Origin of the sequence: Peribacillus muralis (genome assembly GCF_001439925.1) — a bacterium.
GTDB classification, from domain to species: domain Bacteria; phylum Bacillota; class Bacilli; order Bacillales; family DSM-1321; genus Peribacillus; species Peribacillus muralis.
In genome coordinates this window covers 22,657-39,041 of record NZ_LMBV01000030.1, presented here as the reverse complement: position 1 = coordinate 39,041, position 16,385 = coordinate 22,657, and the positions used below count along the sequence as shown (strand labels likewise).

16 protein-coding genes and 1 pseudogene are annotated in these 16,385 nt (G+C 38.3%); 12 read left to right on the top strand and 5 right to left on the bottom strand.

Annotation, left to right across the window (positions count from 1 at the left end; translation table 11 throughout):
• Together ASU00_RS21815 and ASU00_RS21810 are read right to left on the bottom strand one after the other, a co-directional pair.
• Positions 1–258: pseudogene (locus ASU00_RS21815) on the bottom strand (NAD(P)/FAD-dependent oxidoreductase); the annotation flags it as partial.
• A 39-nt stretch (positions 259–297) separates the two neighbouring features.
• Entirely contained in the window at positions 298–720 is a 423-nt protein-coding gene (locus tag ASU00_RS21810) for a DUF1641 domain-containing protein (protein WP_057915566.1), read from the bottom strand.
• Between the two features lie 798 nt (positions 721–1,518).
• On the opposite strand from ASU00_RS21810, the gene ASU00_RS21805 reads away from it, so the two are divergent.
• The 6 genes from ASU00_RS21805 (at position 1,519) to spoVK (ending at position 7,223) form a co-directional block, all read left to right on the top strand.
• Positions 1,519–1,974 carry an SMI1/KNR4 family protein gene (locus tag ASU00_RS21805; protein ID WP_057915565.1) on the top strand — a complete coding sequence of 152 codons (456 nt, stop codon included), beginning with the start codon at positions 1,519–1,521 and terminating at the stop codon, positions 1,972–1,974.
• 408 nt (positions 1,975–2,382) lie between these two features.
• Positions 2,383–3,705: an ATP-binding protein gene (locus ASU00_RS21800; RefSeq protein ID WP_057915564.1), complete on the top strand. Its 1,323-nt coding sequence runs from the start codon at positions 2,383–2,385 to the stop codon at positions 3,703–3,705.
• 280 nt (positions 3,706–3,985) lie between these two features.
• Entirely contained in the window at positions 3,986–4,426 is a 441-nt protein-coding gene (locus ASU00_RS21795) for a GNAT family N-acetyltransferase (RefSeq protein ID WP_236712803.1), read from the top strand.
• Between the two features lie 243 nt (positions 4,427–4,669).
• Complete coding sequence (gene miaA / locus ASU00_RS21790; protein WP_082630562.1) at positions 4,670–5,656, top strand: tRNA (adenosine(37)-N6)-dimethylallyltransferase MiaA; 987 nt, start codon at positions 4,670–4,672, stop codon at positions 5,654–5,656.
• Between the two features lie 3 nt (positions 5,657–5,659).
• On the top strand, positions 5,660–5,893 hold the full coding sequence (gene hfq, locus ASU00_RS21785) for an RNA chaperone Hfq (RefSeq protein ID WP_057915563.1): 234 nt from the start codon (positions 5,660–5,662) through the stop codon (positions 5,891–5,893).
• Between the two features lie 370 nt (positions 5,894–6,263).
• Positions 6,264–7,223: a stage V sporulation protein K gene (spoVK, locus tag ASU00_RS21780; RefSeq protein ID WP_057915569.1), complete on the top strand. Its 960-nt coding sequence runs from the start codon at positions 6,264–6,266 to the stop codon at positions 7,221–7,223.
• Positions 7,224–7,264: 41 nt separating this feature from the next.
• Here the strand turns inward: spoVK and ASU00_RS21775 are convergent, their stop codons facing one another.
• Positions 7,265–7,873 (bottom strand): trimeric intracellular cation channel family protein, encoded by a 609-nt coding sequence (locus ASU00_RS21775; protein WP_057915562.1) that lies wholly within the window; start codon positions 7,871–7,873, stop codon positions 7,265–7,267.
• 181 nt (positions 7,874–8,054) lie between these two features.
• Between ASU00_RS21775 and hflX the strand changes: the two genes are divergently transcribed.
• The 4 genes from hflX (at position 8,055) to glnA (ending at position 12,542) form a co-directional block, all read left to right on the top strand.
• Entirely contained in the window at positions 8,055–9,296 is a 1,242-nt protein-coding gene (gene hflX / locus ASU00_RS21770; protein ID WP_057915568.1) for a GTPase HflX, read from the top strand.
• 12 nt (positions 9,297–9,308) lie between these two features.
• Positions 9,309–10,577, top strand: coding sequence for a methionine gamma-lyase family protein (locus ASU00_RS21765; protein ID WP_057915561.1), 1,269 nt, complete (start codon positions 9,309–9,311; stop codon positions 10,575–10,577).
• Positions 10,578–10,765: 188 nt separating this feature from the next.
• A complete protein-coding gene (locus ASU00_RS21760) occupies positions 10,766–11,170 on the top strand; it encodes a MerR family transcriptional regulator (RefSeq protein ID WP_057915560.1) in 405 nt (134 codons plus the stop codon).
• Positions 11,171–11,207: 37 nt separating this feature from the next.
• Positions 11,208–12,542 carry a type I glutamate--ammonia ligase gene (gene glnA / locus ASU00_RS21755; protein WP_057915559.1) on the top strand — a complete coding sequence of 445 codons (1,335 nt, stop codon included), beginning with the start codon at positions 11,208–11,210 and terminating at the stop codon, positions 12,540–12,542.
• 109 nt (positions 12,543–12,651) lie between these two features.
• On the opposite strand, the gene ASU00_RS27015 is transcribed toward glnA, so the two are convergent.
• The gene (locus ASU00_RS27015; RefSeq protein WP_413783540.1) at positions 12,652–12,981 is read right to left on the bottom strand and encodes a tyrosine-type recombinase/integrase; all 330 of its coding nucleotides are present in this window, start codon (positions 12,979–12,981) and stop codon (positions 12,652–12,654) included.
• 53 nt (positions 12,982–13,034) lie between these two features.
• A partial coding sequence (locus tag ASU00_RS27010; RefSeq protein WP_413783539.1) for a tyrosine-type recombinase/integrase occupies positions 13,035–13,839 on the bottom strand: 805 nt, incomplete at its 3' end.
• Positions 13,840–13,854: 15 nt separating this feature from the next.
• Between ASU00_RS27010 and ASU00_RS21745 the strand changes: the two genes are divergently transcribed.
• Complete coding sequence (locus ASU00_RS21745) at positions 13,855–14,277, top strand: hypothetical protein (protein WP_057915557.1); 423 nt, start codon at positions 13,855–13,857, stop codon at positions 14,275–14,277.
• 460 nt (positions 14,278–14,737) lie between these two features.
• Positions 14,738–15,151, top strand: a complete 414-nt coding sequence (locus tag ASU00_RS21740) for a hypothetical protein (protein WP_057915556.1) — start codon at positions 14,738–14,740, stop codon at positions 15,149–15,151.
• Positions 15,152–16,385 lie beyond the last annotated feature (1,234 nt).

Here is a 16,385-nt window from a genome sequence, read left to right as displayed (position 1 = left end):
ATCGACGGAGAAAGAATCCACTTTTGCAATGGCAAGGTCGATATCTTTTCCTTTGAATAGCTTTTCCAATGGAATGGAAACAGCTTGTTCAGAAATCGAACCGCCGGCAAGACGATGCAATTCGGTGATGATTTGGTGTGTTGGGAATTGGTTCACCACGGTAACCTGGACTTGATCTTTGTTATAATATTCACGTACGGACAACGCAGATAGTAATCCTGCGTATCCGGCACCTAAGATGACGATTTGTTTTGACATAGTTAATCCTCCGTCCTTAACGATATAAAGTTTAATAAATTATTTGTGGTTTTTACGTTCTGAAGAAACTTCAAGGAACGCCTGCGCGAAACGGAATAGCTTCTGTGCCTCTGGGTCCTTCATCATTTTTAACAGACCAAAAAGACCGATTACATCATGATTCGCTTCTGCGCGATCCTTCGCTTCGATTGCGGTAGCTGCGAGACCCTTCACGGAATCGACCACAGGTGTTGCGATCTCTGAAATGGCACTGACTGTATCGTTTTTCAGAACATCGTCCGTTGCGACTGATTGAGCGAAGTCATAAGACTTTGTTAAAATATTCACTAATTCAGTCAGTTTTGGAAGCTGATCGACTAAAGTATTGAGGGATTCCTGAACCTCAGGCTTTAAAAGCTGATCTAGGATATCCAATTGTTCTTGGTTTGCAGAAGGTTTTGATTTTGTAATTACATCTACCATATCTAATTCCCCTTTAATCTGAATTTATTTTTTTTATATGTTTTCCGCCGATACTATTAATCATACGACTCTAATCTCTTAATTTCAAATGAATTTTACTTGATATGAGTATAATTTTAGCAAGGTAATTGAGCGTGGGCGAAAGGGTATAGGATTTACCTGCCATTTTGAGGAGATTATGAAGCTATTCTCGTTGAAATACCTTTAAAAAAGGGATTTAATAGAGGATGTTGACAATGATTTTCATACGATCATAATCATATTGATTGCGGATTTTACAGATGAAAATAACGTTAGTATTTATTATATTCATAGGATGGGTCCGACTCATTTTTTCATGACCGTATGTCAATTTACCTGCGACATTTCTTACCAAAATGCTTCGTATGAAGCTTTCCAACCTAGCCATTTTCTTGGGCGATAATCAACTCTTGAGCAATAGCAGAATGGTGCGATTCTAGAAGACCAGCCCAACTTATTCCGGCTTTTAGTCGACACACTATTTGGTGAATAGAAAAAAGGATGCGAAAACAGCCTTATTTTTAAATGTCGCACTTAAAAAGGTTGAATATCAGAAAATACTGAAAAAACAGTGAAATAATGTTAGTATATTTAAAAAAAGTGGTATGTTTAAAATTCAAATGAATATTTTATTCTTCAAGGATCTCCATTGCTAAAAGGTCAGTTCGTTCTCCGATAACGCGAGAGCCATGTTCCGATAGGTTTCGGTGAAAATGGATTCGGGAATTTGATTGTTGAGTTGGAAGTTGCAACAATAAAAGAAATGGAGTTGATAGAATGGTTAATATTACCGGGAATGGAAAAGCGACACAAGAGGCGGTGAATGATTTTCAGGAATTAGTAGGTTTTGAAATTCCTGCAGATTATAAACAATTTCTCCTTCATTATAATGGCGGCATAACCGAGGTGCAAAACAGCAAGTTTTATGTAGATACTTTGGATACCCTCGTTTGCCTAAATGTTCTGTACGGGTTGGATCTAGAGGATAAAGGACTGGACTTACGGAATTGGCATGAAGAAAACAAAGAAGATTTACATAAGAATTGTATCATCATTGGTAATGATACGTGTGCAGGGAAGATTTTACTTATAAATAATGAAGAGGAAAAGGGAATCTATTTCTGGGATCAAGGTTGGTATTCGGACCCCTCAAGCCAGGATGAAAATATTTATAAAGTTGCAGAGAGTTTTCAATCTTTCATAGAGGGCTTGAAAATCCCGGATGAAATTTAATTTATATGAATATCCTACATTGTCCGTGGGACTGGCAATTAAAAGAAGACAAGGTTGCTAGATTAAAGGGTGCCATTGGAACCGAAGATTGAGGATGGTTATGTTTTCGCCGCCGTTTCTTTATTTTCAATTTAGCAAAAGCGAACCATAATGGAATCAGTCGATAATGAACTGATTCCATTTTCTGTTTATTGGAAATTTTACGCTCTCCAATAAAATCCTTTTTTTCGAAAGTGGGAGAATCATAAAAAAGTGGGTTATTTGTGATATTTTAGCTTAATGCTAGTCTAATTTACCTGCTATTATCGTGAAGTTTGGAAGTTTTTCTATTTGTTTGTGACTTTATATAGTAAACTCAGAGTAGGTTCGTTAACTTTTAACTGCTAGAGACGGGGTAAGTTTAATCTTATGAAAAATAAAAAGTTAAGGGCATTTCTTTATTTGACCATTCTTTTATTAATTGTATTTATTCTTCTTAATATGTTTTCCACTTATTTAAGCATTAAAAATTCTGTACAGAAATCTGTTGCTAATCAAAACTTGGTAGCGGCAAGATCGATTGCCGACTCAATGGATGTAGAGGCTTATGAACGCTTTCTTGATAACCAAGTAAAGAACCAGGAATATGAGGATATTAAAGCTTACTTAGAAGATGCCAGGGAAAAAATCGGAGCTTTGTATGTGTACACCATCATGGTGGATAATCCGCAAGTGTCAAAAGCGATGATTACTGGGTTTTCTAAAGATCATATAGGGGATTTCCCCATTGGTGGAGTGTGTACCGTTCCGCCAAAGCAGGTCAGACAAGCCTATCAAGGCAAAAGCTTTATCACCGGAATACTAGATGATCCTGAATATGGGGATTATTTGACTGTCGGTGTGCCGATAAAAAATCAAGATGGCTCGATTATTGGTTTCTTGGGAATTGATGTTAGTGCTGAGAATATTAACTCCATTAATGGAAAGGTATTAAGAAGCAGTATTGCCATCCTTGTTTATAACGGGGGATTCGTTATCATGCTGCTGGTTACCTTTTTTGTCGTTCAAAAATGGTATCAAAAAAAATTGAAGCGTGAAGTAGGGGATACGGAAGATACGTATCAATCCGAATTTCAATCGCTGATAGCTTCTGTTCGCTCATTAAGGCATGATTTTTCCAACCATATTCAAGTTATACATGGACTTCTTAAATTGAAGGAGAATGAAAAAGCACTCGATTATTTAACGTGCCTTTCAAAAGAGGTGCATTCCATTGAATCGATGAAGTTGGATGTGATTCATCCAGGCTTATCAGTTTTGTTAGAGACAAAAAGGCTCTCCGCCCAGAATTATAACATCGATATTGATATTGATGTTTCACCTAACTCGTTCAACAGGGTGAAAACAATCGATTTGATTAAGCTATTATCAAATGTAATAGATAATGCCATTGAGGCAACGGTTGAATTGCCAGAACAAGAGCGTCGAATGAGTATTGCCTGCAAAGCGGATGATGACAAGTTTACGTTTAGGGTGACGAACACAGGACCCATGATATCAGCATTAGATCAGGAGAATATTTTCACAAGCGGATTTTCAACGAAAAAGCCACAAAAGGATAAGGTGCGCGGTCAAGGATTATTCATCGTTAAAGACTTAGTGAATAGATATGACGGAGAGATCCAGGTGCAATCCAATGAAGAAGAGACGTCCGTAACGATGATGATACCAGTGAATGGGCGAGCTGGGTAGTTCATTAACCGAGACGTTTTGTGATGATAAAACAGGGGGGGATGTAAGCAGCACATTCCCATACTTCTGACCAAAGTTTTTGCCCAGCGATTGCTAGAGAAAATCCTCACGTATTGTCGTGGGGATTTTATTATTTTTAAGGCAGGTAAATAATGGATGGCAAGGATTTCTTAACTCTGTGTTAGTGCATGCTAAAAAGTTTTTAATAGTAGTACTGAATTTTCTGATATGGTATTATATGGGTTACCTTTAACTTCTATGGGAGATTTGAGGAATCATTATGATACCAAAATTGAAAAGAGTTGGTTATGTGATGGAGTTTACATTATTTAATAGGGAAGACCTTTTAAAATGTACGGAAACATTTGTACAAGTTTTTAATCAGGAACCATGGAATGATCAATGGTCTATGGAAACAGCAAAGCAATATTTACTTGATTACATAAATACACCGGGTTTTATGGGCATCGTAGCTGTCGAAGGGAAAGAAATCATCGGATTTATTTTCGGTGCCCATAAGCTTTGGTGGAGTGGCGGAGAATTTTTTATAAATGAAATGTGTGTCAGCATAGAGAAACAAAATACTGGGGTTGGCTCAAAGTTATTAAAATACTTAATGAATGAACTTAATATAGAGAGAGTAAGCAACATATCCTTATTAACCGACAGAGGAATTCCTGCTGAAGCTTTTTATAAGAAACATGGGATTTACGGAGATTAACAGATTGATGTTCTTGACCAAGGAAATGAAATAATTTTATTTATGGGTAACAGGGGCGCAAACCGTCATTTGAAATTAGGCCCCATAAAGGTCAGGGAAAAAAGTAAACCTTCATTAAAATGGATTGAAAAATAGACGTCTTTTAAGGAATAAAAGAATGGGAAATGGACATAATGGGTAGATGTTAAGCTGCTTTCATCGAGATTATGGTAAGATAGGGAAAAAATTATATAAGGCAGTGAGATTGTGAAACAACAAAAAGGAAAGCTTCTCGTTATCATTGGACCGACGGCTGTTGGCAAGACAAAAATGAGCATTGAGATGGCAAAGTTATTTAACGGTGAAATTATCAGCGGCGACTCCATGCAGGTATATAAAGGGATGGATATAGGTACTGCCAAGATCAAGCTGGAGGAAATGGAAGATATCCCTCATTATTTACTTGATATTAAAGAACCGGATGAACCTTTTAGCGCCGCAGAATTCCAAGAGCGGGCCAATGCTTGCATCGAGGATATCCAAAGCAGGGGGAAGCTGCCGATTATCGTTGGTGGAACAGGATTATACATACAATCGGTGATTTATGATTATCAATTTTCAGAAGCACCGTCCGACCATGAATATAGAGAAGGTTTGGAAAAACAAATAAGAGAGTCAGGAATCGATCCGGTTTTTGAACAATTACGCACGGTTGACCCTGAAAGTGCGAAGCGGATTCACCCTAATAACGTAAGGCGGGTGATCAGGGCACTTGAGATTTTTCATTGCACAGGTAAAACGATGAGTGAGCAGCTGGATGATCAGCCTACGGAATTGAAATACGAGACGTGCATCATCGGCTTGACGATGGAACGTGAAAAATTATATCAACGTATCGACCAACGAGTTGATGGAATGGTGGATGAAGGGCTGATTTCCGAGGTCCAATCATTTTATGATCAAGGTTTGAAGGATTGCCAATCGATCCAGGCAATAGGTTATAAAGAAATCTATGATTATTTTGATGGAAGAGCTTCAAAGGATGAAGCAGTCGAAACGTTAAAACAAAACTCACGACGTTATGCAAAAAGGCAATTGACTTGGTTCCGGAATAAGATGGATGTTATTTGGTTTAATATGACCGAACTCGAGGGTTTTACAAAAAAAATACATGAAATATCTGGATTTATTGCAGGAAAGCTTTTCCACGAAGGCGAATACATAAATTTAGAGAGAAAAGAGGAGGACTAATACATGAAACAATCTGTAAATATTCAAGATCAATTTCTAAACCAATTACGAAAAGACGGAACGTATGTAACGGTATTTTTATTGAATGGATTCCAAATTAGGGGACAAGTTAAAGGTTTTGATAATTTTACCGTATTATTAGAATCGGAAGGCAAGCAGCAATTGGTCTATAAACATGCCATTTCTACATTCGCTCCACAACGTAATGTTCAAATTGATTACGAAGTGAAGGAATAATCATATAAAATGTGAAAAACAGGTATCGCTTAAAGCGGCCTGTTTTTTTTGTATGGACTGATCGTTTTTTCAAAGAATCGATAATTTTACATATACGTTTTGAATATATATTTAGGGACGGATTATTTTCCGGGAAACCGCATGAAATGACAATTCCCCATTTAAGTTGCTGAGTAGCAATGAGATTTGTTGGAATATTAGTTCAAAGGAAAGAATTCTGTCGTAATAAGTCGCCGTCAGGAACGAAAGACGGCCATTAACACTGAAATTTCCCGATGGGTCAGTAATGGCTTATGTTACATATGTCCATTCCCATCATAAATCGGCTGAAATTGTGGAGGTAACGGTCCAAGATGGAGAGGTGAATGCGTTGGAACAACCGATCCGTATGAAAAATAACGGGCAAATCAATATCGTGTTTAATGCGGAAAATAGAAAAGCGCTACAAAAGGATCTGCCGATAAAAGAAATATTGGTGCAGCAGGAAATACCTCATCAGCATGCAGCCTTGAGGGAAATTGAAGATGAGCTGAAATCACTGGTCGGTATGGAAGAAATGAAACGAATGATAAAAGAAATATATGCTTGGATTTACATCAATAAACAGCGCGAAGCAAAAGGGCTGAAAACAGGCCGTCAAGCCTTGCATATGATGTTCAAAGGAAATCCCGGGACAGGAAAAACAACGGTTGCGCGATTAATCGGAAAGTTGTTTCAAAAAATGAATGTACTTTCAAAAGGCCACTTGATTGAAGCGGAGCGGGCGGATTTAGTTGGGGAGTATATTGGTCATACTGCCCAAAAAACGAGGGATTTAATTAAAAAGGCCATCGGCGGGATCTTATTTATCGATGAGGCCTATTCCTTGGGAAGGGGCGGTGAAAAGGATTTTGGGAAAGAAGCCATCGATACGCTTGTCAAGCATATGGAGGATCGCCAACACGAATTCATTTTGATCCTTGCTGGGTATTCGCGGGAAATGGATTATTTCCTGAGTCTTAATCCTGGCCTGCATTCCAGGTTTCCGCTAGTAGTTGATTTTCCGGATTATACAATCGTCCAATTGATGGAAATAGCCGATCGGATGCTGCAAGAACGTGAATATATCATGGATCGCGAGGCTGAAAGGAAATTAAAGGAACACTTGATCATATTAAGATCGTTTCGGGGAGCTATTTCATTTTCTAATGGCCGCTATATTCGCAATGTTCTAGAAAAGTCGATCAGGGCCCAGGCAATGAGGCTTTTACTGGAGGATACCTTTGAAAAAACGGATTTACTGACGCTTACCGGTCAAGACCTGATTTTTGAGGATGATGAGAAAGAATGAATGACAAAAGAAAGCCCGCGGAAATGGCGGGCTTTTCATATTCATGTGTTCGGCACCCATTTTTTATTGGGTAGGCGCCAATTGTAGGTGTAAGAAAGGACTCGTAAAACGGTAATGATCGCAAAGAGTGCATATAGCTGCCACGCCTGGGATAATACACCGCTACCTAAAGCGATGCCTGCAATGATGGCCCAGACTACGTATATTTCTTTTCTGAAGACCAATGGTTTCCTGCCTGCCAATACGTCTCGGACTATTCCACCGCCGCATCCGGTCAAGGCAGCTGATACGATGATGGCGCTTAATGGATGGTTAAGTTCTACAGCATACATGGCCCCTTGGATAGCGAAGGCTGAAAGGCCAATGGCATCAGTGAAGTTTCCCCAGCGATTCCAATGCTTTGAAAGGATCGTAGGAAAAACAAAAACGATGGTGATGGATACTAAAGCGATGGTGAAATAGAAACTCTGATCCCATAATGTTGAAACAGGGACACCGATAAGCAGGTTTCGGATTGCACCTCCGCCAAAGGCGGTTATGATTCCTAAAATATACACTCCTAAAATATCATACTCTTCTTCCATGGCGATGATGGTGCCGCTTATGGCAAAAGCAATCGTACCTATGAAACTTAATACTTCCCATGTCATATGAATGTTCCCTCTATGTCTTTTCTATTTTGGATGTTAAAGTCAAACTTGATTTTAGCATGTTATCGGAATTTTTAAAACGGGTAAAAGCTTAGTTTTCCGGAAAGTTTTATCTATTCAGCTTTTTTGTTATGATTAACAGAAATCTTATTAAAGGTGGTGGGCGTTTTTGGTGGATGCCATGAAGGAAAAGGCCATATTGATAGGCTGTCAAACAACAGAGGAAAATGAACGTTTTGAATATTCACTTGATGAATTGGCCTCGTTGGCAAAGACGGCGAATGGTGAGGTTATGATGACCGTCACCCAAAAAAGGGCAAGCATCGACCCGGCTACATATATAGGGAAAGGAAAAGTGGCGGAGCTTCAGAACCTCGAAGAAGAGCTGGAGCCGGATTTATTCATCTTCAACGATGAACTGTCCCCAAGTCAGATCCGAAACCTTTCCAAACAGCTAGAGGCAAGAATCATTGATCGGACGCAGCTTATTCTCGATATATTTGCTCAACGGGCACGCTCAAGGGAAGGGAAGCTTCAGGTTGAACTCGCCCAGCTCCAGTATCTATTACCGCGTTTGGTTGGACAGGGGACTGCACTGTCCAGGCTTGGAGGCGGAATTGGCACGAGGGGCCCAGGTGAGACGAAGCTCGAAAGCGACCGGCGCCATATCCGCGGCAAGATCGATGAAATCAAGCAACAATTAAGCGGCATAGTGAAGCACCGTGAACGGTATCGAGATAGAAGGAAACGGAATAAAACCTTTCAGATTGCACTTGTAGGATACACCAATGCAGGTAAATCAACATTGTTCAACCGTTTGACTGAAGCGGATTCATTCGAAGAAAACCAGTTGTTCGCTACACTCGATCCCATGACGAGAAAAGCGATCCTTCCGAGCGGCTTTACCGTGCTATTGACGGATACGGTTGGCTTTATCCAGGATTTGCCGACCTCACTAATCGCAGCGTTCCGCTCGACGTTGGAAGAGGTGAAGGAAGCTGATTTATTGCTACATGTGGTCGATTCCTCAAGTGCAGATTACTTTAACCATGAGAAAACGGTTCATGATTTGTTAAATGACTTAGATGTCCCTTCCATTCCACAGCTAACGTTGTATAATAAGAAGGATAGGACCCATACTGATTTTGTAAGGTCGTCCAGTTATGCTTCATTATTGGTCAGTGCCTATAATCAAGCGGATTTGAATCAAATCATGGAAGAAATTGAAAAGCAAGTGATTGAAGAAATGATTCCGTATTATGTTTTTCTCCCTTCAAGTGAGGGTAAGTTATTATCACAGCTGAAAAATGAAACCATATTGCGCACTCTCTCCTTTAATGAAGAATCGGAAAGATATGAATGCAAAGGTTTTTGTCTAGCTGATCATCCATTGACCGGGCAGCTAGAGAAATATTCGTTATAAAGGGGAATTTTGATGTATCAGCAGTTAACACATGGAGAAGTGTTGAAGAACATTGCCAAAGAAGTGGAAGCAATGATTTCTCCATTACATAAGCAAGTGGACGAACGAATTGAAGAAAATCAATTCCGTGTATTACAAAGTTACCAAGCACATAAAGTGAGTGATTCCCATTTCATCCCTACGACGGGTTATGGATATGATGATATAGGGCGAGATACGCTCGAATTGATTTATGCAGAAGTATTTGGGGCCGAAGCAGGTCTGGTTCGTTCACAAATCATTTCGGGTACACATGCCATTTCCACGGCCCTGTTCGGCATCCTTCGTCCAGGTGATGAATTGTTATATATAACTGGAAAGCCTTATGACACGTTGGAAGAGATTGTCGGGATTAGGGGAACCGGTATCGGTTCATTGCGCGATTTTCACATAAGCTACAACTCCGTTCCATTAGCGGAAGCTGGTCAAGTTGATTTTGAAGCTGTCAAACAAGCCATTCAACCTAATACGAAGATGATTGGAATTCAACGCTCCAAAGGGTATGCGACACGCCCTTCCTTTACAATTGCAGAAATCAAGGAAATGATTTCATTCGTAAAAAACATTAATCCGGAAATTGTTGTATTTGTGGATAATTGTTACGGTGAGTTTGTAGAGACGCAGGAACCATGTCATGTCGGAGCGGATTTGATGGCAGGATCACTGATCAAAAACCCAGGTGGCGGAATAGTCAAAACCGGTGGGTACATCGTCGGTAAAAAAGACTTGGTGGAGGCTTGCTCCTATCGGTTGACGTCTCCTGGAATAGGGGCCGAAGCAGGTGCATCGCTTTATAGCCTGCAGGAGATGTACCAAGGATTCTTCCTTGCGCCGCACGTCGTTGGACAAGCTGTTAAAGGGGCTATGTTCACAGCCGCGTTTTTAGAAAAAATCGGGATGAATACCTATCCGAAATGGAATGCAAAGCGCACCGATTTGATTCAATCCGTTCAATTCGATGATCGGGATAAAATGGTGGCCTTTTGTCAGGCGATCCAATATGCATCACCGATCAATTCCCATGTGACGCCATATCCTGCCTATATGCCCGGCTATGAAGACGATGTCATCATGGCTGCCGGGACCTTTATCCAAGGTGCCAGCATCGAGCTTACCGCAGATGGTCCGACCAGAGCCCCATTTGTTGCATACGTACAGGGCGGATTGACTTATGCCCATGTGAAAATCGCTGTATTGACTGCAGTGAATGCGCTAATGGATAAAAAACTGATTCAATTGTAAAAAGTAATCTGCGTACCGGGAATCCAAGTAAATGGATTCCTACAAAATCCAATAGTCTTAATATTTAAATTAGTTATAAATCATTTCATTTCTTTAGGAATACACGTCATAAAATGTAACATCATCTTGACAAGTTTAATAACATGATATAAGATGAAAATAAGATAACCAAAAGGAGGATGCTGAGAATGAGCGGCAACAACATTCGGCGTTCGATGCCTCTTTTTTCCATCGGAATCGTCATGCAGTTAACTGAGTTGTCTGCACGCCAAATTCGGTATTACGAAGAGCATCAACTTATTACTCCTATGAGAACAGATGGAAATCGTCGGGTTTTTTCATTAAACGATATCGATCGACTACTTGAGATTAAAGACTTAATCGAACAAGGAGTCAATCTTGCCGGCATAAAAAAGATTTTCACTGTAAAGGAACAGAATCTACCTAAGACACAAGATTTAGAACAAGCGGAAAAAATAAGACATGACCTCAGTGACGAGGAGCTACGCAAGCTTCTGCGTGCCGAGCTTTTACAAGGAAGCAAGCACCGAACATCTCTTCGACAAGGGGATATGTCCCGTTTTTTTCGATAAAAATATGATAATGAATGATTATTAGGGGGAATAAAAATTGGCAAAGTTCACACGTGAAGACATCACTCGTTTAGCAAAAGAAGAAAATGTTAAGTACATTCGTTTACAGTTTACTGACATTTTAGGAACCATAAAAAACGTTGAGATTCCAGTCAGTCAATTAGAAAAAGCACTTGATAATAAAATGATGTTTGACGGATCTTCCATTGAAGGCTTCGTACGTATCGAAGAATCTGATATGTATCTATATCCTGATTTAAATACATGGGTCATCTTCCCTTGGACTTCCGAAAAAGGTAAAGTGGCGCGCTTGATCTGCGACATTTACAATACAGATGGAACTCCTTTTGATGGAGACCCGCGTGCTAACCTAAAGCGTGTTCTTGCAGAAGCAAGAGAAATGGGCTTCACTGATTTCAATCTTGGACCTGAACCAGAATTCTTCCTATTCAAACTGGATGCAAACGGAGAGCCTACTTTAGAGTTGAATGATAAAGGCGGATACTTTGACCTTGCACCTACCGACTTAGGAGAAAACTGCCGTCGTGATATCGTTCTTGAGCTGGAAGAAATGGGATTTGAAATCGAAGCTTCCCACCATGAAGTAGCTCCAGGACAACATGAAATTGACTTTAAATATGCAGATGCCATTTCAGCTTGTGATAACATCCAAACATTCAAACTGGTTGTTAAAACGATTGCCCGCAAACATGGCTTGCACGCAACATTCATGCCAAAACCATTATTCGGTGTTAACGGATCTGGAATGCACTGTAACGTTTCCCTTTTCAAAGGCAACGAAAATGCATTTTATGACAAATCAGGCAAATTGGAATTAAGCAAAACGGCTGAGCAATTTATCGCAGGAATCATCAAGCATGCTCCAAGCTTCACAGCGGTAACGAACCCAACCGTTAACTCATACAAACGCCTAGTACCTGGCTACGAAGCACCTTGCTATGTTGCATGGTCTGCTAAAAACCGCAGCCCATTAATCCGTATCCCAGCTTCACGCGGAGTGAGCACTCGAGTAGAAGTACGCAGTGTCGATCCAGCAGCAAATCCATACTTAGCTCTTGCTGTCCTACTAAAAGCTGGTCTTGACGGAATCAAGAACGACATGACTCCTCCAGCTCCAGTTGACCGCAACATCTATGTAATGAACAAAGAAGAACGTGAAGAAGTAGGAATCGTTGACCTTCCAGCCACTTTATATGCTGCATTGGAAACATTAAAGAAAGATTCAGTCATCAAAGATGCACTAGGCGAACACTTGCTTGAACACTTCATTGAAGCAAAAGAAATCGAGTGGGATATGTTCCGCACGCAAGTTCACCCATGGGAACGCGAACAATATATGTCTATGTATTAATAGCTTTAAAGCCTTGGTATTACTGAGTTTCTCAGTTACCAAGGCTTTTTTTATTTTTATAAAATGAAAGGGAACTGGCTGGCTGACCACATTTTGACCACATTTCAAACTATTTCATATTCATTTGGGCATAATCCATGTATTTGGAATATCCATCCACACTTTTTTCTTCGAGCTTCTTTGAAACATGGGCATATACATCTGCTGTTGTTAGAATGGATTTATGTCCTAAACGTTCCTGCACATCTTTTAAACTGGCTCCAGATTCAAGAAGTAAAACGGCGTGGGTATGTCGTAAACCGTGGATGGTTATATGTTTTGTTATTCCTGCTTTTCTACAGATGCGAATAAATGCTCTGTGTAAGGTGGATTTGGAATAGGGGAGGCCATTCCCTCGTTCGAAAACAAGAGTTGTTTCTCTATGATATCTATCTGCCAATTTCAACTTTATTTCCTTTTGCTTAATGACATGACGCGTTAACAGAGCGGCANGGCTTTCGTCGATTAAAATTTTTCTATATGATGTTTCAGTTTTAGGTGGTCCAAACATTTTATCAATATCCAATACATCATAATTTAAAGTTTTGTATACTTTAATTTTATTTTCGCTAAAATCTAAATCGGGAATCTGGAGAGCTAAAGCTTCGCCTTTTCTTAAACCAGTATCGATTAGTGTTTTAAATAAAATAAAATAGTTCCAATTTTCTTTTAGAGCAGCATCTAAAAAGCTAATCACTTCATCTTTGCTTAAATACTCTAAATCATCATCTTCTTTTATTTGGTTTATTGCCTTATTAGGGATAGTCACTCCAGAACAAGGGTTTTTAGATAACATTTCAAGAGAAACTGCTTTATTCATTGCATTGGAAAGAGTAGTGTGGATGATTTCTACTGTACTTTTACTATTTTCTTGATCAGCGAGTTTATTAATGATTTTTTGATAATGTGTTGGGGATAAATCTTTTATCTTCATATGACAAATTAACGGAAGGATTTTTTTTTGGACATTACGCTCATGAAGCTTATACGTATTTTCTTTAACTGCGTTTTTTTTGTACGTTGCTAACCAATCAGGTAAGTAGTCTTTAAAAAGAATATCTTTATTATAAGCTTGTCCATTATAAATTCTAATTTCTTTTAGAGTCTCTTCTACCTTAAAAGCCGCTTCCTTTTTTGTGTCCGCACGGCGAGTAATTTGAGTTCTTTTGCCAGTAGCTGGATTACGAGGACCTTCTTCAGTACATTTCCATTTATAGCCCTGTTTATTTTTAGCAGGAACTTTTTGAAAGTAAGCCATAGGGGAGGTTAATGCATGGAGAGAAGGCAGATTGCAGAATTACTAGATTCGATTCAATCAATTTATCCAGGAAAGTTTGTCGTTCAAGAACCTACCAGATTACTTGATTCTTGGGAAAGAATATTGCAAAAACACGATTTTGAAAAGATAATGAGAAATTGTGATCGTCACCTTGAATCTAGTGTTTCTCCTACAATTACTGATCTTGTGAAGAAAAGGACATTAGACAGAATGGACTCCATTCCTAGCGTGGATAAAACACTAGAATATCTAAGGTTGATAGAAAGTAATTCAGAAATTAGCGAAGAGGCTGCCCACTCTAACGAAGAAACGAAGGCGCAAATCAGAAACATACTAAAAGGTCTGCATCAATTACGATCTTCTTCATTTTCCATCGTCTCCTTTTCATGTACTTTCAATCGAGTAGAGGGAAAATGAATGTATTATTTTCGCCCCTCTCACAACACCTTACGTACGGTTCGCGTATACGGCGCAGACACAACCCTGCTTAAAAAGGATGCCTTCTTGAAGGATATGGCCGGAGCATACGCCAGAGGAATTGGGACCTACTTAGCGTTACCAGCAAAATAAAAAGCAGAAAAGTCCCCTGCCACTGGAAAGCTATATCGTGTACAAGTCTGAGCATATAAAGATAGAAACATGCAGAAAATCTAACATCTGAATTAAAGAAAATAGGATACCCAACAATCATAATCTAATTTAAAAAGCTCTTACTTCTTTTTTGAGTAAGGGCTATTGTCTTACCTCAATTGTAGGTATATATAAGTCTTTTATCTTCTGAAAATAAAAAAAATAAATAAAAAGGAGGATTTTAGAACTATTTTGTAGAATTGGTAGATATGCAATTAAAATAATTCTTTTTTGGAGGATTAGTAAAATGAAACAAAAAGTTTTACAAAGTTTGTTTGTTTTGATTCTAGGTTTTAGTATAATTACACCACCAGCGTTTCCAACTAAAACTGCAGAAGCTTGTTATCCTGCATATCAGTGTATGTCTAAAACTGTTTTGCCAACAAGTTACAAATTGTACTTTAGTAATAAGGATAGATCGGTAGGAGTATTTATTGGATCAATAGCAATAGGAGCTTCAGCTTTTATACCTGGAATGAGTGTGCCGTCATTTTTATCTGGGGGTGCATTTGGTATAAAAGAATTAACTAAAGGATATATGTCATATAAGGTATATATTAAAAGACATCCTGCATCTAATAAAAAAGGACAGCTTAAAATTGTGTACTATAAAGATAAGAACTATAAAGGGTCAAGTAAAACTAGCTATCGAGATTTTTAAGATTAAATAGAGGTGATGATAATGAATAAATATTGGACTTATAAAATAATTTTAACTAGTGTGTTTATTATTGCTACGATTATTTTTTATAACTTTGGATTTACTAGTGATGGTTTAATTTATTTTGTTAGTACTGCAATTCTTTTAAGTGTTTTGAGTATTTTTAATCGAAAAATTAATTATAAAAAAAAACTTAATATTTCTACGAAATAAATATTAAATTGTAGTGACAAATTGAATTAAATAAGTAGTTAAACAAAAAATATTAATTAGATATGTTGCTAATTTTCAAGTGACTAAGAAGATATCGCAATCCTCTTGTGCGATAAATAAAATTGAGGCTTGTGAGATTTAGGATCTATGAATATAGTAAAGCGAAAATGGAATTCTTGCTAAAAAATAAAAAAAAGTTGAAGAAGCATTACTTGAACCTGATCTTACCTTTACGTATATCAAGAATTACGAAGAAGAAAACAAAAAAATTGTATTTCTATGTAAATATAGATAGTGGTCTTGTAAATAGTAATATGGGAACAAAAACTGGACCAACACTGAAAATAATTACTACTGAAGATCAAGTGGATAGATAATGTTGAATATTCTTTTTTAGGAGAATCAAATTAAATTAAAAAGATGTTCTTTTATTAAGGATTGGAAACCTATTTTACACTCATTAAAACGACCAAAACACGCCTGAAAAGGTGTGTTTTTATCTTTCAAGACCTCTATCTCGATTCTTTTCAAATATTTTAGGTTAACTAAGAAAACAGATTATACGATTGCTTATGTGGTTTCTCCTTCTTAGGCTATGTTAAAGGTAAAGGTTGATAAGAAGGCAGGTGAATTTATACTAAATTGTTTGCTTCTAAGGCTATCTCACAGGTTAAAAAAGCCAGCATGCTGATTTTTTATGTTTCTTGATAATTTTAGAATCTCCTCTTAAAAAATCCTATTCATTAGTTTTAATTTCTTTTAATAAGCTAGCGTTTTGCGCCAGCGACTTAGCTCACTTTGGGCTTTTTTCACTCCAATCATATCTAGGTCAAATGCATTCTCTTCAAAACTTTGTTTGGGACCTTTTCCTANGATTTTCTTTCACTGCTCGTAGCTTAAATTCAGCTGTATACTGAATGGCACGCTCAGAAACAGACTCTACATTAGGGTTCGCTTCTAATAACCGTATTTGATGTTCATTAAAAATAATTTTACTCATGATCGTGTTCTCCCGTTCGAG

Coding starts and splice junctions, on each gene's coding strand:
- ASU00_RS21810 (WP_057915566.1), bottom strand. CDS start 720: ATGGTAGATGTAATTACAAAATCAAAACCTTCTGCAAACCAAGAACAA.
- ASU00_RS21805 (WP_057915565.1), top strand. CDS start 1,519: ATGGTTAATATTACCGGGAATGGAAAAGCGACACAAGAGGCGGTGAAT.
- ASU00_RS21800 (WP_057915564.1), top strand. CDS start 2,383: ATGAAAAATAAAAAGTTAAGGGCATTTCTTTATTTGACCATTCTTTTA.
- ASU00_RS21795 (WP_236712803.1), top strand. CDS start 3,986: ATGATACCAAAATTGAAAAGAGTTGGTTATGTGATGGAGTTTACATTA.
- hfq (WP_057915563.1), top strand. CDS start 5,660: ATGAAACAATCTGTAAATATTCAAGATCAATTTCTAAACCAATTACGA.
- ASU00_RS21775 (WP_057915562.1), bottom strand. CDS start 7,873: ATGACATGGGAAGTATTAAGTTTCATAGGTACGATTGCTTTTGCCATA.
- hflX (WP_057915568.1), top strand. CDS start 8,055: ATGAAGGAAAAGGCCATATTGATAGGCTGTCAAACAACAGAGGAAAAT.
- ASU00_RS21765 (WP_057915561.1), top strand. CDS start 9,309: ATGTATCAGCAGTTAACACATGGAGAAGTGTTGAAGAACATTGCCAAA.
- ASU00_RS21760 (WP_057915560.1), top strand. CDS start 10,766: ATGAGCGGCAACAACATTCGGCGTTCGATGCCTCTTTTTTCCATCGGA.
- ASU00_RS21745 (WP_057915557.1), top strand. CDS start 13,855: ATGGAGAGAAGGCAGATTGCAGAATTACTAGATTCGATTCAATCAATT.
- ASU00_RS21740 (WP_057915556.1), top strand. CDS start 14,738: ATGAAACAAAAAGTTTTACAAAGTTTGTTTGTTTTGATTCTAGGTTTT.